We start from the raw sequence: 25,189 nt of genomic DNA, 5'->3' as shown, positions 1-25,189 counted from the left end.
ACACTTCACTTTCCTAAAAAAACAATCATAGATTTATTTTATCAATTATTTCATTAATAAGGAATTAATGGTAAAAATCACATGCCAAAACAAAAAAATTCCACCAGCGAAGGTGGATTTTTTATGATGAACCTAACTTTTATTAAAAATCTTCATCATATCTATATTTTTTAAATCTTGCCCGATAGCAAGCATCACAGGTCGGAAAGGAATGATCCCAAGGAAGTTTCTTGCCGCAGTTTTTACATTTTTTGACGAATTTTTTGATGTCAGTTTTTAGACGTTCCTGCACCTTATCACTGATTTCCTCACGCAGCCTTTCCCAGTACATTGCTTCGGTTCGTTCTCCCAAGCGATACAGGAATAATAAATGCAGGCCAATTGCTTTATAGCTAAGTTCTAATTCCTCTAAACTTCGTTCTTTTACAATTGGCTCAGGTAATTGGCTATCACGGATAATCGCATACATGGTATCTTCCCACTGCTGGGTAAGTAAAGGTTCATTTTTGGCAAAGGGCAGGTGCAGGAAGCCATACAAATCTGTCAACGAAAGTCGTGCTTCAATTTCTGTACCGGCAATTTTTTCATATAGCATTCTTTCCTCAGACAATGAGGCCTTTTTGGTCCCATTTGGACTTTCAAATTTCCCCCATAATTCAAAAAAGGTGCCTAGGTCCCGATAATAGCGCAAAAATCGTTCAAAAACTGAATTGGTCGGGGCTATAGCAAAGGAATGAACAGGTGTATCTTCCTGCAATAATAAATTCCTCATTTTTTTAATATCGCTCGCAAATGCAACCTTTCCGACATTATAGATGCCTTTACGACCGGCACGACCGGCAATTTGCTTCACTTCTTGAGAATTCAAAAGACGTCTTCTTGTGCCGTCAAATTTTTCGTTTTCTAAAAAAACAATCCTGCGAATCGGCAGGTTCAACCCCATACCTATGGCATCTGTTGCCACAATGACCTTTGTCTTCCCTTTGTTAAATTGCTCTATCTGCTTCTTCCGTGTTTCTGGCGGCATACTGCCATAAATCATACTCACCGAATGACCGTCATTTTGTAGTCGAGAGGCCATCTCCAATACACGTCTTCTAGAAAAACAAATAAGTGCATCCCCTTTTTTAACATGTTTAATATGGAATTCTTTCGATTCAACATCTAGAGGTGTATCTCGCATGTATTCATGAATTTCAATTTCCGAGTCACCTAGAAGTTCCAGAAGCATATTTTTTGAATTTCTGCTGCCGATAATATGTACTACTTCCGCATTTGCCTTCGTAATCGCTTTATACCAAGCAAATCCCCTGTCCTTATCCGTTATCATTTGTGCTTCATCAATAACCACCACTTCATAAAAATCCTTTTCATGAAACATTTCTACCGTACAGGAAATATGACTGGCATTTGGATGGACTTTTTCTTCCTCACCCGTCTTTAATGAGCACGGGGTTCCTTCGGCATTTAACTTGTCATATACTTCTAATGCCAATAGTCTTAATGGTGCCAAATATAAACCGCTATTAGCCTCTTTCATTTTTTCTAAGGCATGATGGGTTTTGCCAGTATTCGTTTCCCCGATATGCAGTATATAACGGGATTGTCTTTGTAAGGAAGGATCATATTCTGCACCAAAAATGCCTTTCATGATCCTTTCTTCCTCTGCTTTTTTCCTTTCCAACTCTGCTTGTTCTTCTGCTTGTTTCCGTTCTCGTTCTTGGAGATCCTGTTCAAACTTTTCCTGATGCACGGACAAGTCAAATGGAATCTCCACCAGTTCTAATAAATCAGAGAGGTATTCAGCCTGGATATCCTCAATAAAATATCCCTCAACATCATAAAGAATTTCAGTTATACTCCCTTTCACGAAGGATGGCGTTAATTTTTCATGAAAAGTTTCAAAAAACCCTTCCTTGAGATCATCAGGAAGCCCTTCCAATACTTTTTGAGGAATCAATTCTGAAAGGTAATCTGAAATAAGACCTTCATAAACATAGAAGTAAGTCTGATATTCAAAGTAGCTTCTGCCCCAATTTAATGTTTTATGGATATCTCCAGTTAATTCCTCAAAAAAAGTCGCGACGGTCGTATATGACGAAGGGTTAAACGGACCTTCACCCTCTAATTTTTCTTCAAGAGCAAACGTATCTACAGATTTAAACTTCACATTGTTTTTTATATCGGCAGCCAGCTGCTTTGCAACAAAATGTCGGACATATAAATAGAAAATCTGATATCTCTCTTCCAAAATTAGAGCTGCTTCTTCTTCAATTCCACTTTGAATATTTAGCTTCTGTTCTTCAAACTGCTGTTTCTCTTCCCTTTTGATAAAATTTTCCTTCGCGATCTGATATCGCTTTGTCCATTCCTCTTCTTGATTTTGAAAGCTTTCTTTTACCCATGACATAATATCAAAAGGCTGATAGGTCCTCATTTCATCACGAAAAAGCTTGTTGATTAATTTTCGGTCCACCCCTTGAACCTCGAACCCTTTTTCACTTAAAAATTGTTTCTTTTCGTTCTTTGGAACATCATTGGTGGACTTATTAAGCCAAACATTAATCCAAAGCTGTTCAAGATAGTGGCTGCGGTCGCTTAGATACTGCTCAAAGGTTGTCACCGATTCCTTCGTTTCCAAATATCGATCAATATCTTCATATACTTTCAATTTTGTATGTTCAATCGCTTGAGGATAAATGGTTATTAATTTACTCATTTCGTTCTCACCTCAATATTTCTTTTTTCTAAGAAGTTATGTATAATGTTAGTATAGAATCTCATATAGTAAAAAAGACCGAGCATGACTAGACGACTCGGTCATGCAATAGCTGTTTCCCTCAGGGGAATCGGCATATAAGGCAGTAATCCACCGCTTATGCTTGCCGGCTCAAGGGTGGATTATTTTTTTTTGTGGAAAGACAGAACCGTGACAATGAGACTAGCAAAGGAAATAGCTAACATCAATGCTTGAAAAACTGTCAAAAGCATCACCTCCTTCCAATCGGAAGTGTGCCGCCCACCCTTGAGAAATTCAATTCTATTGCATTTTTAATTATAGCATTTATCTCTTTATCGAACAAGCGTTCCGTTAAATGTTATGTAAATCGCAATATCGGTCAACCAGGTCCTCGATTTGATCTAATTCAGGAAATTTTCCAGAAAACTGAAATTGAATTTCCTCTATGAAATGATCTTTGTTGTAAACATGTATGGCTCCGTTCTGTTGAATGATACTATACTCTGGTACAAACCGGTACCCGTTGCGTTCAATTGCCCCCATATCATTACTCCCTTTTCCATGATTTTTTTTAGTATAAGCAGAAAATAAAAGTATAATCCCATTAAAAGGGACGGTACCTTTCAAGGTAACCGTCCTAATTTAGTGTTAAGCTGTTGTATAAACCTCTTCTTTATTCAACTCATGACGAATTGTTGCCTGTGCAGCTGCCAATCTTGCAAGAGGCACACGGTATGGCGAGCAGCTGACGTAGTCTAATCCTGTGCGGTAGCAGAAATCAATCGAGCTCTTTTCACCGCCATGCTCACCACAGATTCCTGTTTTTAACGATGGCTTTGTGCTGCGGCCAAGCTTTACACCTGTTTCAACAAGCTTACCAACACCATCCTGGTCTAGTACTGCAAATGGATTTTCTGGCAATACTTTGTTTTCAATATATGCTTGAAGGAATTTGCCTTCGGCATCATCACGGCTATACCCGAAGGTTGTTTGTGTTAAATCATTCGTTCCAAATGAGAAGAAATCAGCTTCCGAAGCAATTTGGTCAGCCGTCAAAGCAGCACGAGGGATTTCAATCATCGTTCCAATTGTATATTGGAATGTTTTCCCTGTTTCCTCTTGAATCTTAACAGCCGCATCAATAACCAGCTGTCGCATCTGCTTTAATTCATTCACATGGCCAACAAGCGGAATCATGATTTCCGGCTGTACTTCAATGCCTTTTTCCGAAAGCTTTGCTGCTGCATAGAAAATCGCTTTCGCTTGCATATCATAAATTTCCGGATGAATCATACCAAGGCGGCAGCCGCGGTGACCGAGCATTGGATTGAATTCATCTAATTGACGAACTTTTTTAAGCAATAGTTCTTTTTTCTTTAATTCAGGTGATTGCGGATTTAAAATTTGCAGCTTTGTCACTTCTACTAAAAGTTCCTCTTTATCTGGTAAAAATTCATGTAATGGCGGGTCTAGTAAACGGATGGTTACCGGGAAGCCTTGCATCGCTTCAAAAATCCCTTCAAAGTCGCCTTGCTGCATTGGTAGAAGCTCATCTAATGCTTCCATTCTTTCACTGTAATGCTCCGCTAATATCATTTTTTGAACAATTGGAATCCGCTTCAGGTCCATAAACATATGTTCCGTACGGCAAAGCCCAATTCCGCCTGCCCCAAATTCAAATGCTTTCTTTGCATCCTCTGGATTATCAGCATTAGCTCGAACACCTAGTTTTCGTTCTTGATCAGCCCAAGCCAGCAGCAGCTGGAACTCATCTGAAAGCTCAGGGTCGATCATTGGAATTTCTCCGAGCATAATTTCACCCGTTGAGCCGTCGATGGTAATAATGTCACCATAGTTAACGACGGTTTCACCAATCGTAAATTGTTTGGCTTTTAAATCAATTTTCAAAGCTTCACAGCCGCAAATACAAGCTTTCCCCATTCCGCGTGCGACAACAGCTGCGTGGCTGGTCATTCCTCCACGGCTTGTTAAAATCGCTTGAGAAGCTACGATTCCATGAATATCATCAGGAGTTGTTTCTGGACGAACGAGAATTACTTTTTTCCCATCATTCCCCAAAACTTCTGCTTCATCAGCATCAAAGACTACCTTCCCTGTTGCCGCTCCTGGGGACGCCGGTAAGCCCTTTGCTAAAATTCTTTTTTCAAATTTGTCATCAATACGGCGGTGCAGCAATTGATTTAATTGATCGGGATCGACACGAAGCAGCGCTGTTTTCTTATCAAGAATACCCTCTTCTACCATTTCAACGGCAATTCGAATCGCAGCTTGAGCTGTACGCTTTCCGTTACGGGTTTGCAGGATGAAGAGCTTTCCGCGTTCAACCGTAAATTCAATATCCTGCATTTCTTTATAATGCTGCTCTAAACGTTTGCAGGTATCAGCAAATTGCTTGAAAACACCAGGCATTTCATCCTTTAAAGTGGCAATCGGCTGCGGAGTACGAATTCCGGCCACCACATCCTCACCTTGGGCATTAATTAAATATTCACCATATAGCGCGTGCTCCCCCGTTGAGGGATTTCTTGTGAACGCTACACCTGTGCCAGAGTCATCGCCCATGTTACCAAACACCATACTTTGAATATTAACAGCTGTTCCAAGATGATCAGGAATTTTATTGAGGCGGCGGTATACAATCGCACGTTGGTTATTCCAAGAGTTAAATACGGCATTAATGGCAAGGAAAAGCTGTTCTTTTGGATCTTGTGGGAAGTCTTTTCTCGTATGCTTTTTAACAATTCCTTTATACCCGGCAATAACCTCCTGCCAGTCTTCTGCGGTCATTTCAGGGTCAGAGGAATAGCCTTTTTGCTCGCGGGTTTCTTCTAAAAATTGTTCGAAGAAATACGTATCGATTTCAAGAACGACATTACTAAACATTTGAATAAAACGGCGGTATGAATCATAGGCAAAACGAGCATTATTCGTTAATTTCGCCATCCCTACAACTGTTTCATCATTCATTCCCAGATTTAATATGGTGTCCATCATCCCAGGCATTGAAAAAACAGATCCAGAACGAACAGATACTAGTAATGGATTTTTCGGGTCACCTAATTTTTTGCCCATTTTTTCTTCTAAACGGGTAAGAGCTTCTATAGTTTGCTTTTCTACGATTGTTGGGATGGTTTTGCTAGCTTCATAGTAGGCATTACATGCTTGCGTCGTAATCGTAAAGCCATACGGCACTGGTAAACCAATCCGGGTCATTTCTGCTAGATTTGCTCCTTTTCCACCTAGCAATTCTCTCATATCGCCATTACCTTCGTGAAATAAGTAAACGAATTTCTCCATGATTAAAAGCTCCTCTCTTTTTTCAACACATCTAAAATTAAACCCGCAGTTTCTTCTACTGCTTTATTTGAAACGTCAATGATCGGACAGCCAACCCGCTTCATAATTTTTTCCGCATGATCGAGTTCGTCTAAGATTCGCTGGAAGCTTGCATAATTTGCCTGCGAGCCGAGCCCCAAAGCCTTTAAGCGCTCCTTGCGAATTTCGTTTAATTTATCTGGTGAAATGATTAAGCCGATACAATTTTTCCGCGGAACTTGGAACAATTCATCTGGCGGCGGTACTTCTGGAACTAAGGGTACGTTCGCGACCTTAAAGCGCTGATGAGCTAAATACATCGACAAAGGTGTTTTGGAGGTCCTTGAAACTCCAATTAGGACTATATCAGCTTTGGTAATTCCCCTAGGGTCACGGCCATCATCATATTTTACGGCAAATTCAATCGCTTCAATTTTCTTGAAATATTCCTCATCCAGCTTTCTCATTAATCCTGGACGGTGATGCGGCTGCTTATTGAACCTTGTTGCAAATGCATTCATCAAGGGACCGAGCAAATCAACTGCTAAAATACCTTCTTCGGAAGCACGTTGATCTATATATTCCTTTAAAGAAGGAATAACAATGGTATACGCAATAATGGAGTGACCTCGTTTCGCCAGCATGATGACATCTTCAATATCCTCAAAGTCATCGACATAGGAATTGCGGCGGATTTCAACCTGTCCTCCGTTAAATTGTGTTGCCACTGCTTTTACTACAAACTCAGCCGTTTCCCCTACTGAGTCAGAAACTACATAGACAACCTCTTTCTGTACCAAAATGACAGCCTCTCCCCTTAGTGTGATTTTTCTTCCATAATTTCCAAATAGGCTTTCGTTATTGTCGTTTTTGTAATTCGTCCCACTAGCAAATATGTATTGTTTTGCTCTTCCTTAACAACTGGTAAGGAGTCTATGTGGTTATTTATCATTTTTTTCGCTGCTTCAAGCAGAGTTTCATCTGGATTAATGGTGATGATATTCGGCATCCTCGTCATGATCACACTGACCGGCAATTCATGAAGATTCCTGTTTCCTAATGATGCTCTAAGCAAATCTTTACGGGAAATCACTCCAGCCAAATGCCCTTCTGTATCTACGGCATAAAGGGTACCAACATCCTCTAAAAATAATTGGACTATAGCGTCGTAAACCGAGGTCGATTTTTCAACTACAATTGGATGTGCTTTGTAATCCGTCACTTTTTGATGGATAAATTCCTTAGCTTGGAGCTTAACTTCATAATTATCATTAAAAAAATAACCGACTCTTGGTCTTGCATCCAAGTTTCCTGACATGGTTAAGATAGCGAGATCCGGCCTTAATGCTGCCCTGGTTAAAGATAATTTCTCTGCGATTTCCTTCCCTGTTATAGGTCCATTCTGCTTAACGATTTCAAGAATCTCATCCTGGCGTTTCGTTAGTTTAATCATTAACACCCCCTCACTTTTCCATTAGGTATCTTATTTTATAGAATAATTTTAAATGTGTTATACTTATTTGTATATAGTATATTACATTTGATACAAAACCGAAACAATAACTTATACTTTTTTTTGACAAAATAGAAAACTATTTATTTTGAATATTTAGATTATTTTTTTAAAAAATTTCCCCGCTATTGATCGCGGGATCTATTTCTGACAATTAGGACAATAAAAAGTTTTCCTTGAAGAAATCATTTCTTCGATGATTATCGCTCCACACCTTATAGATGTCCCACCTTTTCTGTCGTAAACTTTGCGTATTTTATAAAAGCTTCCAGTTAACTTGTCGACATAATAAAATGGATTTTCAAGATATCCTCCGTGTTTTAGGGCTTCCTGAAGGACGAATTTCATAGATTGATATAACTGTCCTTTTCCCATTTCGGTAATATCATCTATATCTTTTGTTGGTAAAATCTTTGCATGGAAGCATATTTGAGCAGAATAGCAATTGCCAATACCAGCTATGAATTCTTGATCCAGCAACGCTGTTTTCAAGCGTCCATGTTTTTTAATGATTCTTAATAAAAAGTCATTAACTGTGAAATCGTCTGACAATGGTTCGGTGCCTAAATGGGAAATCTCCTTTTCGACTTCTGATTGATTATAAAGGTGAAGATATCCTAGTCTTAAACCGATAAAATATAAATGATTTAGCCCGAACGATAACCGGATTTGAAACCGTTCGTTTTGGTTTGTCCGCTTCAGACCCATAAAACATCCAGCCTCCGAGCATTAGGTGCAAAAGAAGGATTTGTCCATTTTGCAGTTGAAAAAGCAAATGTTTCCCACGCCTGTTTATATTGAGGACTTTTTGCTGCTTAACGGTATTGATAAATAGAGTAGGATTAAGATTAATTGATTTTTCCCTGTTTACTTGTACATCGGTAATAACCTGACCAGGTATCCTTTCGTTTAACAGGATTTTATAGTTTTCCATTTCCGAAAGTTCTGGCATTTCATGTACCTCCACATAAAGATCTTTTCTTTGAATTATTTTCCCCAAAGACACAAAAAAACCGAACAAAAATTGTTCGGTTTCTCTAAAACGATATGATGGGCCTAAATGGACTCGAACCATCGACCTCACGCTTATCAGGCGTGCGCTCTAACCAGCTGAGCTATAGGCCCAAATTGGAGCGGGTGATGAGAATCGAACTCACAACATCAGCTTGGAAGGCTGAGGTTTTACCACTAAACTACACCCGCATATGTTATTCTCAACGACCTAAATAATTATAACAGTAATTTATATATTTGTCTAGATATTCATAATATCTCGTAGTAGGTAAGGTCTTTTGATTAACCGAACACCTATTTTATTTTGGTATCCGGTCAATCAAATTTTTTTCAATGACCCTGAGTTCTCATTTTTTGGTTCTAGAGCAATGAAAGCCTGTTTCAATTACAGTATCTCCTCTTTTTTTGGGTTAGCGGGCAATGAAAGCCCGATTCATTTACCGTATCCCCTCTTTTTTCGGGTTGCCAGGCAATGAAAACCCCTTTTCATTTACCGCATCCCCTATTTTTACATGCTCTTGGTCAATGAAATTAGCTCATTTTGGAAGTCCATGGAGTTGATTGGCGATTTTTAAATAGAAGTCATTAATTTGTCTAATTCCAATAACATGAGCTTCACTTAATCCAACAAAATCGAAGTGATCCCATGTGTATTGGACGGGATAATAGTTCCAAACTCCTTTTTGAATCGTGCCGTCAAATGGTTTATTTGCCTGTCCGAATGGATATTTGGAAGATTTCACGTTAACAATACCATCGTTTTGCCACCAAGATTTGTCAATCACAGGTGCGGTGTTTGTTCTTGTATAAGATCCAATGAACAGACTTGTATCCCATAACAGAGGAGTCATGGTTGGCAGAGGATAATAATGACCAGTCAAAAGCCCTTTATAGGAGGCATCCCCAGTATATGAAAAATAGTATACATCTTGATTGGTTTTCACCCAGTTGTTAAGTTCAGCAGCTCCGACAGTGTTTAAATCATAAGAACTTATATCTTTACTTGTCCAAATTGAGCTATTCATGACACGCTCCATATAAGTAAGGAAGAATTCTTCTGGTTTTCGTTTCAATCCCCATTGGTCCATCTTGAAATCATAAACGATATTTTCACCACCAGCTCCAGTTACAGCGGCAAAATCAGCAACCATATTTTTGACAAGCGTTTTTACTGTTTCTGCATCAGCATACGTAGAACCATTATTGGGTGTAGCCAGAGTGGTAACACTATGAACCCAATGCTTTCCTCCTTCAAACAGTGGAGAAATTCCTTCCTCAGGGTGCGTCTTATAATATTCTTGTTCAGACTCGTTTCCATTTTCCAATAGCTCTGTCAGCGTTCTAATAGTTTGTCCGCCCATACTATGCCCAACAAGATGAATTTTATTTTTACCATTCCATTCGCTATAATGGCCAGGAAAAGTCTGTCCATATCTTGCGTGCCCAAACTCTTTTGCATGGACTGCCCCATAGTCAACCGTTCCACCTTTTATATAGTAATAAAGTTCCACCGCCCTATCCCAGTTACTAGAAATTGGTCCAACCTCAGCAGTAAACGTTCTATGTCCGCTGTTATTCAAGTATTGTTCAAGGTCATTTGTGCCTCCCCAATATTTGAAGCCAAACAATTCATCCCGTCCCCATCCTGTAAGCCCATGTACTAATACAATTGGATAGTCATTACCGGAAGTTTCAGCTGTTGAAGAAGATTCAGCACTTGCTGAGAAAGCTGGCATGAGCAAGCTGAATAAGGAAAGTGATGATAAGACATATCGCATTTTTGATACCCCCTTTGATAAATTTTTAAAATTTTTTGAATTACAATTTTATTTTAAAAGAAAACAAATAAAAAAGGACCCTACATTTGTAGGAATCCTCTTGTACTATAAATTTCTATTCATTTTATTAATTTCGTTTTTCGGGACCAAATCACCATTATATCCATTCCTTCTTCAACCTGCACACTTAGGTTAATAAGGAAATAGAGCCGCAACAGCGACTCCTAAATTTGATTTTCAATATCTGAGTGGGAAGATGATGACCTGCTTGCGAAAGACGATGCAAGTATCATGCGCTAATATGCTAAATCAAACCCCTGTTGAACAGGTGGTTTGATTCAGCCTTTTATGTATTTTTCCACCACTTTGAAAGACGGGTTAAATAATTCATTCTTTGGCAGATGCTGATAATCTCTTTCCAAATATCCCAGACTCATTTTATCGAAGTACCGTTGACCTTTCGTCTTGATTTCTTCAAGGTCGAGGTTTGGAATTTGCCTGTCTTTCATGACGATTCGTCCATTGATTATCGATAACTTCACATCTCTTCCCGATCCACACGAAAGCATCGTCCTAATCGGATCTCCTATGGTTCCCATGTGGAATCCATCAAGATCAATAGCAATAATATCCGCTTTTGCCCCGGGAGCCAGCCGCCCTAGATCTTCTCTCCCTAGGAATTGCGCCCCTCCTAACGTTGCAGCACGGTAAAAATCTGCATAGGTCGAGTCTTTGACCTCGCCTTCAAGTATTCGTGAAATCATACTGCCTGATCGGATGTTTTGGAACAGATCCGGCGGGAAGGTATCCGTCCCGATAGCAAGATTAATCCCTTTCCTTTTATACCTGGCAAACGTTTCAAGGGCTGAACCATGTCGACCTATGACGAGGGGACAGTGAATGACGGTTGTTTGCGTTTCCTTCAGCAGTTCCAGATCATTACCTTCTCCCGTACTGACACCGCTGTAACCCGCTATATAATGGCCATGTGGTATGGCAGTACTGCGCCCCAGAAATCCCAAATCATAAAGGAATTGGATTGGAGTCTTGTGGTATCTACGTTGGATTTCGTTGTATTCAAATATCCCCTGTGCTGCATGCAGCTTAATTGGGCAACCTAGTTCTTCGCTGTATCGCTTCGTATTGATTAGATTTTTCTGTGTCTGCGTTTCAATCCGCTCAGGTGCAAGCATTCCACGAATCAGCCCGTTGTATGCTCCGTCGAAATTTTTCACGAATTCCACCGCACGCTTGAGGCCATCTTCGCCCTCTTTTTCGTTCCAGTATACCTCCGTTTCCCCATTAGGCTTGACGACTCTCATCCCGGACTGGTAGCTTGGCCCCATGTATATGCGGATCCCAAGCTCCCCCGCATGGTGGGCTGCTGCCTCCAATTCTTCGTAGGTTTCAGCCCATCGTTTATAGAAAACGGATGTAATCGGCATGGCGGTTGTTACGCCGTGCATGATTAATTGCACGTACGCATATAACGATTTGAATGCCTCTTCTTCTGGTGTCATCACTTCATGATAGCCCTTAAGAAAATATTCTTCTGACCATAGGAGGTTCTTTGATTTCGCCGCATCTGCCTCAAGGTGTATGAGATCATGGTCAATGTCTCCTAAGGCGTTCAAATCAATAAAACCTGGGCTTACGACTGAATTTCCCACATCGATCACTTTATCTACTTCACCTTCATACTCATGACCAACGAAAACGATGGTATCCCGTTCATAGACTACTTCCCCATCTTTGAGAATTACATGATCCTGTCCATCAAACCCGATGACATATCTTCCTTTTATCTTTATTTTCATCTTAATATCCTTTCTACCCTACTGGTTATTAGGATCATATCTTCTTTCATCCACATATGCTCTGGCATGGTCAAGCTCTTGTAGAAATTGAATAATTTGCTTCTGATTGTTTTCTACCCATTGTAGTATTTCTATTTGGGCTTCATTCAAAATTATTTCTCCTTTACATAAATTATTAAGTCACAAACCACCTTCAAGAGGTGGTTTGATTTAGCCCAGCATCAATACGGGTTAGGTACCTGGTAACAGTGCGTATTCGTTCATCAATATCTCCCACTAGGGACAGCGGCGATTCGGACAGCGGCATTCCTTTCGAGATCCACGTCGCCACTTCATTAGTTTCTATATCTGGATGATCGTCGAACCAGCCCTCGTTAAGGAACGGTATATCTAGTTCAGCGCGATGGATCTCCCCCCAATACCAGGCATCTGGGTCACTTGCGCTGATTCGTGCCATCAGGGCTGGCCAGTCGATGCATCCCTTACCCACTGGGCAGAGTAATCGGGAGTAGCCTCGGCCGCTCCACAGGAGACGTGCATCGTCAACGTGGACTTGCCCAATAAGACCCGCGAGACGGTCCGCCGCTGCTATCGGATCTTCCATGCGTACGATAACGTTCACTGGATCGAAGGCAACACCAAAAAGATTGGGATCGAGTACTTCGAGTAGTCGTAGAACCTCCCAAGAAGTGATTTCTTCGTGAGTCTTGATGAGCACACGTGACCCTAGCGAACGGAGGTCGGGTTCAAGTCGTTTCAAGAACGAGGAGACCTCTGCCAATTGGTCGGACCAAGCCACTGAACGATTAAAGCGGTCTTCTTCCTTACCAACTACCAACATCACATTAGGTTGTCCGAGGTGGAGAGCCGCCTCCGTCAACTTAAGCAAACCACATGCAAGGTCTCCGTTTCCGACTTTCAATGCATCGGAGGATCGTTCAGGCCTATAGGGATTAAGCATCCCGATCTGGAGTCCAAGTGTGATGCCTGATTCCTGTGCGACTTGCCGGATGTCTTCCAGTTCCCACTGATCCAATGTCGGACTGGCATTGAGGGCGGTCCCAATGAAAGAACCTTTTAACCCATGATGGAGTGCCGCCTGAACCGAATCCCGTACATTAAATGATGAACCGCAGAGATCCTTCGCGAAGATTCCAACAGTCTTAGGCAACTTGTCAAACATGGGCCCTTGCTCCCCTCGTGATCCCAATTTCATGACAGATATTTTCAATGTGCTGTCTTGACGACTCGATACATTGGATAGCTTCGGGGTACTCAAAGGTCTCTGAGTTATGCTGCTGCCAGCTCTTGACCATTCCATTACGAATCCGTTCAGTGAACTCACGAACGAGTTCAAAATATGCGGCAAATTCTTCACGTGAAAGGTCGGGATGTCCCGCGATCCATTCTGGGTTATAAAGTTCTAGAAAGTGCGGCTCACCTTTTACCGCACCCAATCGTGGAGGATCACATTCAATTGTTAAGTTAAGGTCAGGGCGATATTTGTTCAGTTCAGTAAGGACGGCAGTAAAATCGACAAGACCTGATCCGATCATACGTGACTGGTAATATGCACCATCTTCTATAAGTTCAACATAAGCGTCCTTTAGGTGTGTCTGACGTACGTATGGAGCAATGCGCTTAGCGGCATAGACCGGATGCTCACCTCGAATATGGATGTTACCTGTATCAAAGACAATTCCTACAACATCCTCACCGATAGATTCGATAAGGCGGAGAATTTCAAATGTAGTAATCTCCTCGTGTGTTTCAAGATTCAAGTGGATCCCGAGGTCCAAAGCAATCGGCTTAAGCTTCATCATGAAGCGCCGTGTGGCCTCTAGCTGGTCTTCCCAGGAAACATCAGTTCTGAAGCGGTCTGTAGTGAATCGCCCTCTGTATTGTTGTTTTATTCCTGCAGTGGAAATCCAAAGTTCTCTAATATCGAATTCTGCGCAAGCCTCCATCATTCTACGAAATCCGAGTAAAGTATCCCCATCACCGATATCTCGTATCTCAGGTGTTTCGGGAAGTGCAAAGGGATTTACCTTACCAAGACCTGCTTCAAGGTAGAGTCCGAGCTCGTCGGCACGCTGACGGACTTCACGAATCACCGATTTGTCGAGTTTCGGGCTTACATCTAGGATGGTTCGGAAAAATACTCCTTCCATCCCAAGACTTTTGGCATGATCGAGAGCGCCTAAAGGTCCTCTCACTTTTGACTCAGGTATTTTTCTACCATCAATTCCAATACGCATCGCTAAAACATCCTTTCCCGATTTCCTTTTTTATATAATATTTAGTAGATTCTGAATATTTTTTCCGTGGAAATTTGGCAAACATGCTGTCCCATTATCTCCAACTACTGCGGCGTCACTTGCTCAACTATGTCTCAGTTCTGGTCGTGTAACGATTGGATGATTTTCATACACTTGATTCTTACTGACTTATGGTGGTATTGAGTAACTCATCGGCTCTGCAGCATGAGCAAAAGTGGCTATTTCCAAAATCCTTGAGCTCTAAATCTTGACCTACACATTGTGCCTGACTATACAAACATCGTTTTGCAAACCTGCAGCCAGGTTCAGGATCAATTGGACTTGTCAGTTCTCCAATAAGTTTAACTCGCTGCATCTTTTGCCGTATGTTCGGGACGGGTATTGCAGAAAGCAATGCTTGTGTATAGGGATGAACAGTCTTTTTAAACAATTCATCTGATTCTGCAATTTCAACAAGCTGCCCAAGATACATAACCGCTATCTTGTCTGAAAAATATTTTACGACTGATAAATCATGGGTGATAAATAGATAAGTCAGACCATATTCAGCCTGAAGGTCCTTAAGCAAATTCAGAACCTGTGCCTGAATCGAAACATCCAAAGAAGATACTGGTTCATCGCAAACAATAAACTGTGGATTCAAGGAAAGTGCTCTTGCAATTCCAACACGCTGCCGCCGTCCCCCATCAAGCTCATGGGGATAAGAATTGATAAATCTTTTACTTAATCCCACAACATCCATTAAACGTCTGACTTCGGAATCAAGTTCCGCCCGCTTTACTTTTTTATAGATTAAGAGCGGTTCTCCAATAATTTCACCAATGGACATCCTCGGATTTAGTGAGGCAAACGGGTCCTGAAAAATAATTTGCAACTCTTTTCGCAAGTCATGAATCTGCTTCTTATTCATTTTACAGATGTCTTGCCCATTGAAGAGTATTTCCCCACTTGTCGCTTGATGAAGCCCTAATATTAAGCGTCCTATTGTTGACTTCCCGCAGCCTGATTCGCCTACAAGCCCCAATGTTTGACCGCGCTTAATACTGAAAGAAACATCATCGACGGCATGAAGTGTTCCGTTTTTCGATTTAAAATGCTTTTTAAGGTTCCTAACCTCCAGAATATTATCTGACATAATTGACTTCCTCCATAGACTCAGTAGAATCAAGTTTGCCCTCGTGGATAAGACATTTCACTATATGAGTTCCTGCAACATTCGTCATTGCCGGTTTCATTTTCGTACAGACTTCATTCATGTGCGGGCAACGCGGATGGAATTTACAACCCGATGGCAAATTTGTAGGATCCGGCATCTGCCCTTTTATCGGCTTTAATCTATCAACCTTTTCATCCAGCGAAGGAATTGATCTAAAAAGGCCTATCGTATACGGATGTTTTGGATGTTCAAACACTTCCTCAACCGTTCCGATTTCTACAATCTCACCAGCATACATAATGGCGACTCTGTCACATACCTGAGCAACAACACCGAGGTCATGCGTAATGAGAAGAAGCGAAGTGTTCAACTTAACTTTCAAATCATTCATCAATTCTAGCACCTGTGCTTGAATCGTTACATCAAGCGCTGTCGTTGGTTCATCCGCCAAGATAAGTTTTGGCGAACATGCAATACTCATGGCGATGACAACCCTCTGCTTCATTCCTCCTGAAAATTGATGTGGAAATTCATCATACCGATCCTTAGGAATACCGACCATTTCCAACATATCAGCAGCCTTTTGCTGCGCTTCCGCTTTACTGCATTTCTCATGGAGATAAATTACTTCCGCAATTTGGTCGCCAACGGAATAAACAGGATTAAGGCTGGTCATAGGATCTTGAAAAATCATGGATATTTTGTTTCCTCGGATATGACGAAGAAAATCCCTTTTTGCTTTTAGAAGGTCTTCACCCTCAAAAAGAATTTCACCGCCCGTTATCTTCCCCGGGGGGTCAGCAACAAGCTGCAAAATGCTGAGTGCTGTTGTTGATTTACCTGCGCCTGTCTCCCCCACCAGACCAAGGCTTTCTCCGGAACTTAAACTCAAATCAAGGGAGTTAACTGCATAAACAATTTCATCATCCGTTCTATACTCAACATTAAGATCTTTAATTTCAAGTAGTTTGCTACCAGTCATAGTTACCTCCTAATTTTTCAATTTAGGGTCCAAAGCATCACGCAATCCATCCCCAAGTAGATTGAGAGAAAGAATGGTTAACATAATCGCGATACCAGGGAATGCGCAAATCCACCATGCGTATCGTATATACTGCCGTCCACTACTGAGCATGGCCCCCCATTCAGGAGCAGGTGGCTGAATACCGAGTCCGATGAAGCTTAAGGCGGCTATTTCTAATATCGACCCAGCGATACACAAAGTTGCTTGAACAATTACAGGAGCCATAGAATTGGGAATGATGTGTTTAAATATAATTCGTACATCATTTGCACCAATCGCTCTAGCTGCTTCAATAAACTCTTCGTTACGAATGGACAGAACAGAGGCTCTTACGATTCTAGCGAAAGGAGGTATATTTGCTATACTTATAGCAATCATCAAATTCCTCAAACTTGGGCCAAGCGCAGCTACAATGGCAATTGATAACAAAATTCCAGGGATGGCAAGAAAAATATCCATAATCCGCATAATGATATTGTCGACTCTTTTACTTCCATAACCGGAAATGGCCCCGATTAAACCACCTACAACCGTAGCAATTAGAATGGTTGTAAACGCAATAGGAATTGAAACTCTCGCACCATGAACGATTCTTGCCAGAATATCTCTTCCTAATTCATCAGTTCCAAGCCAATGTTTTGCTGATGGTGGTTGCAGCCTCTCTGCGGCATTTTGTTGAATTACTTCTGTCTTATAATCAAATAAAACATTTGCAAAAGCAGCCGAAAGAATGATAAAAATTAATATTACTAAGCCAGCAACTGCCAGTTTATTCTTCCTTAAGCGTTTCCAGATAGAAACCAACTGGGACTTTTTTTTCTTTTCCGTTAATATTTCAGTTCTTTGGTTCTTACTCGGTATTATGGTTGTATTCATCCCCTACACCCTCTTCGCCTTGTACTGTGCCCTAATACGCGGATCAAAAAATGCGTACATAATATCAGTGCCTAGATTAATAACCGTAAACATTGCTGCTTTAATAAGGACAAGTGATAATACAATAGGCGTATCTTTTAATTTTATTGCCTCGACAAGAAGTCTGCCAATTCCAGGCCAAGAAAAGACAGTCTCTATAACCACAGCGCCGCTAATAAGAAAACCAAACTGCAACCCCGATATGGTAATGATTGGTATCATTGCATTCCGAAGCGCATGTTTAATAATTACTTTATACTCCTTGAGTCCCTTGGCACGTGCTGTTCTGACATAGTCCTGCCTGATTGTTTCCAAAAGGGAAGAACGTGTCATTCGTGTAATTATGGCAAGCGAGTTTGTACCTAAAGCAATTGCCGGTAGAACCAAGGACTTTACCCCACTGAATTCTGAAGATGGAAACCACCCTAAACCTGCGGCAAATATTATGATTAACATTAACCCAAACCAAAAGTTTGGCATTGAAACTCCTATTAAAGCTGTAAATGTTGACGTTGAATCAAATATTGAATTTTGCTTAGCTGCTGAAATAGTTCCCAATATAATACCTACCACAATAGCAAAGATTAATGCAGCGATGGCAAGAACGAGGGTATTAGGGAATCGTGCCAGAATTTCATCAAGTACTGGTTGGTGTGTTGAATAAGAAATACCAAAATCACCTTGAATCGCATGTCCGATATAATTTAAATAACGGACAATAAATGGCTTATCGAGACCTAGCTCCTTCGTCATCTCAGCATGCGCCTCAGCTGTATAGTTATCACCTAAATACATCTCAACAGGATCACCGGGAGTAAGATCCATAATTGAAAAAACGATGAAACTTACCCCCAATATTACGGGAATTAGCATGGCTAACCTGCGTAGAATAAATTTATGCATCTGGCACCCCCAAAAAATTCTAATTTACTCTCCTAAAAAAATCGGCTTTTACCAGACCGTTTGTATTTTCTTAGTTTCATGCCGTTGGTTTACCGGCATGAAACTAAGGTCAAAACTTTATTTTTCAAAATACGTTCCATAAATGGAATGCGTTTTTCCAGGATATAAGTTAAAACCCTTAACTGTTGACTGCATCCCGGCATTTATGTGCTCAATTGCTATTGGTACAACCGGAAGTTGCTCAGCCACCGTTTTCTGTACCTCTGCATAAAGTTGCTTAGCCTCGTTACGATCAGTTGTCGCACTTGCTTTATCTAACATTGCATCAACTTCTTTTGTTGCCCAGAATGAACGATTGCCCGAGAGTCCAAAGGCTTCGGAATGATATATAGCTCTGAGCATACTATCAGGATCGATAGATGTTTTTGTCATTAAGGCCAGGTCATGTTCACCCTTTCCTGTAGAAGAATAGAATGTCGCTGACTGCATCAACTTGACTTCAACATCAATACCAATCTTACTAAGTTGCCCCTGAACTACCTCTGCAGCACTTTTTAGAACCTGGGTATCAGGAACCCAAAGCGTTGTCTTAAAGCCATTTGGGTGTCCAGCTTCAGCAAGCAAGCTTTTCGCCTTGTCTAAATTGTATTCATACGTAACAGTATCGGGCGCAGAACCAACTAGGTTCGGTGGAAGCATCGTATTATGAGCCGGAGTTGCTGTACCGTTAAAAACGATATCAATAATGTCCTTAGTGTTAAGTGCATAGGCGATCGCTTTTCTGACGCGAACATCATCAAGGTTAGGCTTTTTGGTATTAAATCCAAGATAATATACTGTTGTACTGGCAGCTTCATTCACCTTAAGATTTTTGTTGTTCTTGACTTTATCCAAATCAGTAATTCCTAAATCATAAGCTAAGCCAATTTCTCCAGTTTCAAGACCAATCGATCTGTTGATAGCTTCAGGAATATGCTTGAAAATCAATTTCTTAATTTTGGGTTTGCCCTTGTAATAATCAGGAAATGCCTCTAAAACAACATCGCCACCTAGATCCCACGAGACAAACTTATATGGACCGGCACCAATGGGATGTTTATTAAAATCTTTATCACCCGTAGCTGCCTTTTTGCTCACTATTGCAGCTGCATCAAGCGAAAGCCTGTACAATAAAGCATTAAAAGGTTGTTTTGTTACAATCTTAATTGTGTAATCATCAACAATAATGATGTCCTTGATAATGAGGTAATTGTAATTTACGCCTGCACTTGCAATAGCTCGTTCAAGACTAAATTTAACATCTTCAGCTTTCATTTCTTCCCCATTGTGGAACTTGACACCCTTGCGAAGATGGAAGACGGTAGTTGTTTCATTTTCTACTTTCCAAGATTCCGCAAGTGCAGGAACAACCTTCATATCTTTATCAAGTGCTACAAGCCTGTCAAAAATCTGTGTTGTTACACGGTATGAAGCAAGGGTAGCTTGAATCTGAGGATCCATATAAGCTGGCGCTTCTGGAACCCCAATAGTTAGAGTATCCTTTGTACTATTTGTGTCAGTTGTACTATTTCCAGCTTGACTGGAGCAACCGGCAATAACACTGACAATCAGAATAAAAACAATAAATAAAACTGAAAATCTTTTAACCATCTTTTCACACCCCTCATTTTTTTTGATTGTCTCGATAATTGGTTTTTGGATCACCTAAAACGTATTAACAGCGTACGACTTCATCAATTTCATAACTCTTTGTAACTTTAAAAGAGATCGATAATAAAACTGAAGTATCTTTATGAGTTTCATAGATTCTACTGCACTCAGCTAAGGTGGTGTTGACAATCCGACAACTTCCTCCTCGTTAATCGGTGCGGAGGACATTGCCTTACCGCAGAGATCCAAACTTTTTTAGGCAATTTGTCAAACACGGGTCCAATTTCCCCCTTGTAATACGTTAACGACATCACAGTTTACCGATTTGTCGAGTTCTGGACTTACATCTAGGATAGTACGGCCCCCCTTCCATTGGCTTGGCAGAGATTGCCTAACGGTTCTTTCAGCATTTCCTCAGGCATTTTCTAACATTAATTCTGATACGCATCGATATACCTACCTCCCTTTCCTCTAATCTTTTCTCAATAGAATTTAATAGACTTTAAATAATTGATAGTTTTCCATCTAATGCAAAATTTACCTTTTTCCGTTTACCATGAGTCATTGAGATTTTCTATGATCGCACAATATAATTTGAAGATTATTGGGAAAGAATTAATTGTCCAATGGGTTTTCCGACAATCCCTTCATCTACGTCATAGACTAACTGCCCCCTAACGAATGTCTTCGTCACCCGGCAATCAATCTTTCTATTGGTATACGGACTATGCTTGTGTCGATAGTAGTAGTTTTCTGCTTTTACTTCATAGGATTGATTAGGATCAATCAAGATAATATCAGCATCTTTGGAGATGGCGATTTCACCTTTCGCTCTAAGGTTGAACCTTTCGGCAGGATTGGTTGCAATCATCCGGACAAATTGGGTTACCGGCACTTTACGCTTTTTAACTGCTTCATCAAACATCAAATCTACATTGTTTTGGCATCCCGTAATTCCTCCCCACACTTCAAACATATTGTTAGTTGCACTAAACTTCATTTCGGGTGGACAAGGAGAATGATCTGAAGTTAACATATCAATTTTGGCTTGTTTAAATGCTTCCCACAATTTTTCCTGTTCCACCTTACTCCGTAAAGGGGGTGAGCATTTGGCAAGGGGGCCAATTGCTTGAAACTGACTGGCCGTGATTGTAAAATAATGCGAACATGATTCCAGGCTCACATCCTGTCCCTGATTTCGTGCTGTGATAATTTCTTCTACTGCATCTGCACTGCTAATATGCACAAAATGCAATTTACAACCCGTTTCTTTCCCTAATAATAACGCCCGCTTTACTGCATCTACTTCGGTAAAAATAGGGCGGGATGCGACAAAATCGGAGGCTGAAGTTTTTCCTCGCTTGATCATTTCTAGGGCTAGACGGTCCGTAATCTCTGCATTCTCTGCGTGGATGGCTAAGACATGCTCAAGCTCGGCTAATTTTTTCATCCCTTCATAAAGCGTATAATCATCAACATTTTTAAAATCACCTGGTAAGTCGCTTCCACATGTGGCCATGAAACACTTGTAAGCTACAACGCCTACATCAGAAAGCTCTTGCAAGTTTTGTAGATTTCCCGGAACCAATCCCCCATACAAAGCATAATCTATGTAGTTCTTCCCTTTTGCTGCCGCAAGTTTTAATTCCAATGCTTCCTTTGTCGTTGTTGCCGGTAATGCATTCAAGGGCATATCGATGTAGGATGTGGTGCCTCCAGCAGCCAACGCTTTGGAACCGCTTTCAAATCCCTCCCACTCCGTGCGCCCCGGTTCACAAATATGCACATGTGCATCGATCATCCCTGGCATTACCAATTGACCTGTTGCATCAACAATCTGATCAGCAGTACCAATTAAGCACTCGGCAATGGCAACTATTTTTCCATTTTTAATGGCTATATCTGCCTTTTTCACGTTTTCCTTAAAAACGATCGTACCGTTTTGAATAATTAAGTCATACCCCATTGCTGATCTCCTCTCTTCTGTAATCCACGAAACCTTGTGAAAAATAAAGAAGGTACAATTAATTTGAATACTCTGAAATTTGCATGCAAAGAAAAAACTAGTTAAGCAAAATGAGATTGGCAACCCCATTCCTTTCAAAGAACGTCTTTTTTCATTTCTGTATTTTTTTTGGGGTTCATGCGAACCTTCCAGCTTATGGTATCCGAAAATCAACGTAATTTATTGGGTTTTAGGTGTGATCAATTTATAACTTATTTTGAAATAAGTCCGACAAAGATGCAGGAATCTGAAGGTTTTCATCAAAATGGAGGGTATCTTCAATTTCTTTCAAATGTTCTATTACCAATTTTTCTGCAAGGTCTTCATCCCGTTGCTGAATGGCGTTGTAGATATGATGATGATGGAGACAGGTGCTTTTTTTTCCATGGCTCTCTCCATATATGGAGATAATAACAGAAGATTGGGATATTAAGTCTTCAAGATACAGATAAAAGTATGAGTTTCTGGCAAGTTCTGCTATCTTCAAATGAAATTTTCCAGACATTTGAATCGCTTCAATGTAGTCAGCATCTTGATAAGTATTAAGTTCGTATTCAACTAGTTTCCCAAATCCATGCAATTGCTCTTCTGTCGCTAGACGACAGGCATTTCGAACTGCATTGGATTCGAGAATTCGTCTCATCTCAAATACTTCTTTTGCTTCATTTACCGAGAACCAGGTCACAAACGCCCCTTTATTCTCAATAATTTTTACCAACCGTTCATATGACAACTTTCGAAGGACATTACGGACTGGAGTCCGGCTCACACCAAAAGCTTCAGCGATTTCTTTTTCGACTAGCTGCATATTGGGCCGAAGTTTTTGATGAACGATTGCTTGTTTAATGTTCTTGTAAATTTCAAGTTCTTTCGAATTCATTTGTTTTTCACTTCCCTTTTTCGAGCCTCGATGCTGGAATCAACAATGTATACAATATGAGTAAAAAAGAAAAACCTTCTTGTATCTTTCTTTTCATACATTATTGTATACAATCTCTTATACAAAAAAGTTTACAATATTTTCTCTAAAATAGCAACATATTTTCTGAAAAATCTGAATATTATTATGATATATCTTTATTGTTGGTAAAATTAACCTCTGATACCAAGATAGTTAATGCTAATATAATAAATCTCACTTTTGGGTCACTTTTTAATCTCTTAGATAAGGATTTATACACAATAAAGCACCTTGTTTTATTTGTAGCGGGATCACTACTGCCATAAAATGAGGTGGATCACACCTTTTGTTAAAATGGGTTCATACCCACTGGCCTTGCATGTGAGTAGTTAAATTGATTTTTTACAAAATATTACATTTGTTTTTTAACCTTAACCGAAAAAGGAGAATAGGGTATTAAACGACCTCGTTCCCTTTTTTTCCATTTTAATAATAATTCCCTAATTTCCTCTCATTATTATTCCGCTGCTTATTGCCAGATTTTCGCCCACACATAAAAAATCCTTCGTTCTTTTCAACGAAGGACAAGATGTTTTATGAGTGGGTCGTGCGTGTCTAAAAAAAGCTGCTGAGCTTTTCACGACCTTCCAATCTGACACCGATTTTGACCAACAAAAAAAAACCGCTGTATTTCAGCGATTTTCCGTTCCATTACTAGAAAACAATACCGATGGTCGGGGTCGAACCGACACTCCTCACGGAACACGATTTTGAGTCGTGCGCGTCTGCCAATTCCGCCACATCGGCAAGGTGATAATAAAAAAAACAGGGGCAGTAGGAATCGAACCCACACTGAAGGTTTTGGAGACCTTAGTTCTACCTTTAAACTATGCCCCTATGTTATTGAAAGTTATTTTCGCTAATGCGAAAAAACTTTGGTGGAGGGGGACGGATTCGAACCGCCGAACCCTGAGGGAGCGGATTTACAGTCCGCCGCGTTTAGCCACTTCGCTACCCCTCCAAAAAGGATAAATAAATATGGCGGAGGAAGAGGGATTCGAACCCCCGCGCGGTTTAACCCGCCTGTCGGTTTTCAAGACCGATCCCTTCAGCCGGACTTGGGTATTCCTCCGTTATAAAAAACTGATTGGTAGCGGCGGAGGGGATCGAACCCCCGACCTTACGGGTATGAACCGTACGCTCTAGCCAGCTGAGCTACACCGCCAAATATAGTATTGAAATATGGTGGAGCCTAGCGGGATCGAACCGCTGACCTCCTGCGTGCAAAGCAGGCGCTCTCCCAGCTGAGCTAAGGCCCCATGTTGTTATTATAAAAATACTCACGACTGGTCGGGAAGACAGGATTCGAACCTGCGACCCCTTGGTCCCAAACCAAGTGCTCTACCAAGCTGAGCTACTTCCCGAATAATGAAAGTTATTTTGCTAACGTAAGAAATTTTGTTTATTTTACTTCGTAAAAAAACTTGGTGCCGAGGACCGGAATCGAACCGGTACGGTAGTCACCTACCGCAGGATTTTAAGTCCTGTGCGTCTGCCAGTTCCGCCACCCCGGCACTTTTGGAGCGGAAGACGGGATTCGAACCCGCGACCCCCACCTTGGCAAGGTGGTGTTCTACCACTGAACTACTTCCGCAATATGTTAAGTTAATTTACTTTGTAAAAAACTTGGTGCGGGTGAAGGGAGTCGAACCCCCACGCCTTGCGGCGCCAGATCCTAAGTCTGGTGCGTCTGCCAATTCCGCCACACCCGCATAAATGGTGCCGGCTAGAGGACTTGAACCCCCAACCTACTGATTACAAGTCAGTTGCTCTACCAATTGAGCTAAACCGGCATAATTTACATATAAATATTAAGTAAACAGCCTGGCAACGTCCTACTCTCACAGGGGCGCGTGCCCCAACTACCATCGGCGCTGAGAAGCTTAACTTCCGTGTTCGGTATGGGAACGGGTGTGACCTTCTCGCCATAATTACCAGACTATTTTATTAAGGGTTCATTCCCTCAAAACTAGATAATGCAGAAGAAGTTTGTAAAAACGAGTTCACCTTCATATGTTCATATGACTTGGTTAAGTCCTCGAACGATTAGTATCAGTCAGCTCCACACGTCACCGCGCTTCCACCTCTGACCTATCAA

20 protein-coding genes, 13 tRNA genes and 1 rRNA gene are annotated in these 25,189 nt (G+C 40.9%); all 34 read right to left on the bottom strand.

Features of this window, described 5'->3' with window-relative positions; all coding sequences use genetic code 11:
* Nucleotides 1-142 precede the first annotated feature (142 nt).
* On the bottom strand, nt 143-2,719 hold the full coding sequence (locus AC59HZ_RS15040) for a DEAD/DEAH box helicase (RefSeq protein WP_496546621.1): 2,577 nt from the start codon (nt 2,717-2,719) through the stop codon (nt 143-145).
* Nucleotides 2,720-2,901: 182 nt separating this feature from the next.
* Nucleotides 2,902-2,991, bottom strand: coding sequence for a putative holin-like toxin (locus tag AC59HZ_RS15035; protein ID WP_223590865.1), 90 nt, complete (start codon nt 2,989-2,991; stop codon nt 2,902-2,904).
* 100 nt (nt 2,992-3,091) lie between these two features.
* Nucleotides 3,092-3,283: a YbxH family protein gene (locus tag AC59HZ_RS15030; RefSeq protein WP_223590867.1), complete on the bottom strand. Its 192-nt coding sequence runs from the start codon at nt 3,281-3,283 to the stop codon at nt 3,092-3,094.
* 105 nt (nt 3,284-3,388) lie between these two features.
* Nucleotides 3,389-6,058, bottom strand: a complete 2,670-nt coding sequence (gene ppdK, locus AC59HZ_RS15025; protein ID WP_496546620.1) for a pyruvate, phosphate dikinase — start codon at nt 6,056-6,058, stop codon at nt 3,389-3,391.
* 2 nt (nt 6,059-6,060) lie between these two features.
* The gene (locus AC59HZ_RS15020) at nt 6,061-6,876 is read right to left on the bottom strand and encodes a pyruvate, water dikinase regulatory protein (protein WP_496546619.1); all 816 of its coding nucleotides are present in this window, start codon (nt 6,874-6,876) and stop codon (nt 6,061-6,063) included.
* Between the two features lie 17 nt (nt 6,877-6,893).
* Nucleotides 6,894-7,529, bottom strand: coding sequence for a transcriptional regulator CcpN (gene ccpN, locus AC59HZ_RS15015; protein ID WP_430067132.1), 636 nt, complete (start codon nt 7,527-7,529; stop codon nt 6,894-6,896).
* Between the two features lie 201 nt (nt 7,530-7,730).
* Nucleotides 7,731-8,141: a zinc finger domain-containing protein gene (locus AC59HZ_RS15010; RefSeq protein WP_496546618.1), complete on the bottom strand. Its 411-nt coding sequence runs from the start codon at nt 8,139-8,141 to the stop codon at nt 7,731-7,733.
* Nucleotides 8,142-8,187: 46 nt separating this feature from the next.
* Nucleotides 8,188-8,541, bottom strand: a complete 354-nt coding sequence (locus tag AC59HZ_RS15005; protein ID WP_496546617.1) for a DNA-formamidopyrimidine glycosylase family protein — start codon at nt 8,539-8,541, stop codon at nt 8,188-8,190.
* Between the two features lie 99 nt (nt 8,542-8,640).
* A tRNA-Ile gene (locus tag AC59HZ_RS15000) sits at nt 8,641-8,714 on the bottom strand.
* 4 nt (nt 8,715-8,718) lie between these two features.
* Nucleotides 8,719-8,792 (bottom strand) — tRNA-Gly (locus AC59HZ_RS14995).
* A 347-nt stretch (nt 8,793-9,139) separates the two neighbouring features.
* Nucleotides 9,140-10,381: an esterase/lipase family protein gene (locus tag AC59HZ_RS14990; protein WP_496546616.1), complete on the bottom strand. Its 1,242-nt coding sequence runs from the start codon at nt 10,379-10,381 to the stop codon at nt 9,140-9,142.
* Between the two features lie 338 nt (nt 10,382-10,719).
* Nucleotides 10,720-12,198, bottom strand: coding sequence for an amidohydrolase family protein (locus AC59HZ_RS14985; RefSeq protein ID WP_496546615.1), 1,479 nt, complete (start codon nt 12,196-12,198; stop codon nt 10,720-10,722).
* An 18-nt stretch (nt 12,199-12,216) separates the two neighbouring features.
* Nucleotides 12,217-12,348 (bottom strand): hypothetical protein, encoded by a 132-nt coding sequence (locus AC59HZ_RS14980; protein WP_496546614.1) that lies wholly within the window; start codon nt 12,346-12,348, stop codon nt 12,217-12,219.
* A gap of 43 nt (nt 12,349-12,391) precedes the next feature.
* Entirely contained in the window at nt 12,392-13,381 is a 990-nt protein-coding gene (locus AC59HZ_RS14975; protein WP_496546613.1) for a sugar phosphate isomerase/epimerase family protein, read from the bottom strand.
* A complete protein-coding gene (locus tag AC59HZ_RS14970) occupies nt 13,374-14,456 on the bottom strand; it encodes a sugar phosphate isomerase/epimerase family protein (RefSeq protein ID WP_496546612.1) in 1,083 nt (360 codons plus the stop codon). The genes AC59HZ_RS14975 and AC59HZ_RS14970 overlap by 8 nt, the downstream gene beginning before the upstream one ends.
* 181 nt (nt 14,457-14,637) lie before the next feature.
* Nucleotides 14,638-15,612 carry an ABC transporter ATP-binding protein gene (locus tag AC59HZ_RS14965; protein WP_496546611.1) on the bottom strand — a complete coding sequence of 325 codons (975 nt, stop codon included), beginning with the start codon at nt 15,610-15,612 and terminating at the stop codon, nt 14,638-14,640.
* Complete coding sequence (locus tag AC59HZ_RS14960; RefSeq protein ID WP_496546610.1) at nt 15,602-16,615, bottom strand: ABC transporter ATP-binding protein; 1,014 nt, start codon at nt 16,613-16,615, stop codon at nt 15,602-15,604. The genes AC59HZ_RS14965 and AC59HZ_RS14960 overlap by 11 nt, the downstream gene beginning before the upstream one ends.
* 9 nt (nt 16,616-16,624) lie before the next feature.
* On the bottom strand, nt 16,625-17,533 hold the full coding sequence (gene nikC, locus AC59HZ_RS14955) for a nickel transporter permease (protein ID WP_496546609.1): 909 nt from the start codon (nt 17,531-17,533) through the stop codon (nt 16,625-16,627).
* A 3-nt stretch (nt 17,534-17,536) separates the two neighbouring features.
* Nucleotides 17,537-18,475: a nickel ABC transporter permease gene (nikB, locus tag AC59HZ_RS14950; RefSeq protein ID WP_496546608.1), complete on the bottom strand. Its 939-nt coding sequence runs from the start codon at nt 18,473-18,475 to the stop codon at nt 17,537-17,539.
* A 117-nt stretch (nt 18,476-18,592) separates the two neighbouring features.
* Nucleotides 18,593-20,125 (bottom strand): ABC transporter substrate-binding protein, encoded by a 1,533-nt coding sequence (locus AC59HZ_RS14945; protein ID WP_496546607.1) that lies wholly within the window; start codon nt 20,123-20,125, stop codon nt 18,593-18,595.
* A gap of 601 nt (nt 20,126-20,726) precedes the next feature.
* On the bottom strand, nt 20,727-22,091 hold the full coding sequence (gene allB / locus AC59HZ_RS14940) for an allantoinase AllB (RefSeq protein ID WP_496546606.1): 1,365 nt from the start codon (nt 22,089-22,091) through the stop codon (nt 20,727-20,729).
* Between the two features lie 244 nt (nt 22,092-22,335).
* Nucleotides 22,336-23,010 (bottom strand): GntR family transcriptional regulator, encoded by a 675-nt coding sequence (locus AC59HZ_RS14935; protein ID WP_496546605.1) that lies wholly within the window; start codon nt 23,008-23,010, stop codon nt 22,336-22,338.
* Nucleotides 23,011-23,756: 746 nt separating this feature from the next.
* Nucleotides 23,757-23,838: transfer RNA gene (locus tag AC59HZ_RS14930), tRNA-Leu, on the bottom strand.
* Nucleotides 23,839-23,857: 19 nt separating this feature from the next.
* Nucleotides 23,858-23,928, bottom strand: a tRNA-Trp gene (locus AC59HZ_RS14925).
* A gap of 39 nt (nt 23,929-23,967) precedes the next feature.
* Nucleotides 23,968-24,052: transfer RNA gene (locus tag AC59HZ_RS14920), tRNA-Tyr, on the bottom strand.
* Nucleotides 24,053-24,070: 18 nt separating this feature from the next.
* A tRNA-Ser gene (locus AC59HZ_RS14915) sits at nt 24,071-24,163 on the bottom strand.
* A 16-nt stretch (nt 24,164-24,179) separates the two neighbouring features.
* Nucleotides 24,180-24,256: transfer RNA gene (locus tag AC59HZ_RS14910), tRNA-Met, on the bottom strand.
* 18 nt (nt 24,257-24,274) lie between these two features.
* A tRNA-Ala gene (locus tag AC59HZ_RS14905) sits at nt 24,275-24,350 on the bottom strand.
* Between the two features lie 28 nt (nt 24,351-24,378).
* Nucleotides 24,379-24,455: transfer RNA gene (locus AC59HZ_RS14900), tRNA-Pro, on the bottom strand.
* 61 nt (nt 24,456-24,516) lie between these two features.
* Nucleotides 24,517-24,605, bottom strand: a tRNA-Leu gene (locus AC59HZ_RS14895).
* Nucleotides 24,606-24,610: 5 nt separating this feature from the next.
* Nucleotides 24,611-24,685, bottom strand: a tRNA-Gly gene (locus tag AC59HZ_RS14890).
* A gap of 33 nt (nt 24,686-24,718) precedes the next feature.
* Nucleotides 24,719-24,803: transfer RNA gene (locus AC59HZ_RS14885), tRNA-Leu, on the bottom strand.
* A 5-nt stretch (nt 24,804-24,808) separates the two neighbouring features.
* Nucleotides 24,809-24,884 (bottom strand) — tRNA-Thr (locus AC59HZ_RS14880).
* A 29-nt stretch (nt 24,885-24,913) separates the two neighbouring features.
* A 5S ribosomal RNA gene (rrf, locus tag AC59HZ_RS14875) occupies nt 24,914-25,030 on the bottom strand.
* Nucleotides 25,031-25,189 lie beyond the last annotated feature (159 nt).

This window comes from Neobacillus sp. DZ-9 (assembly GCF_059587065.1).
Note: the sequence above shows the minus strand (reverse complement) of the source record. Positions and strands in the feature narration are given on the sequence as shown.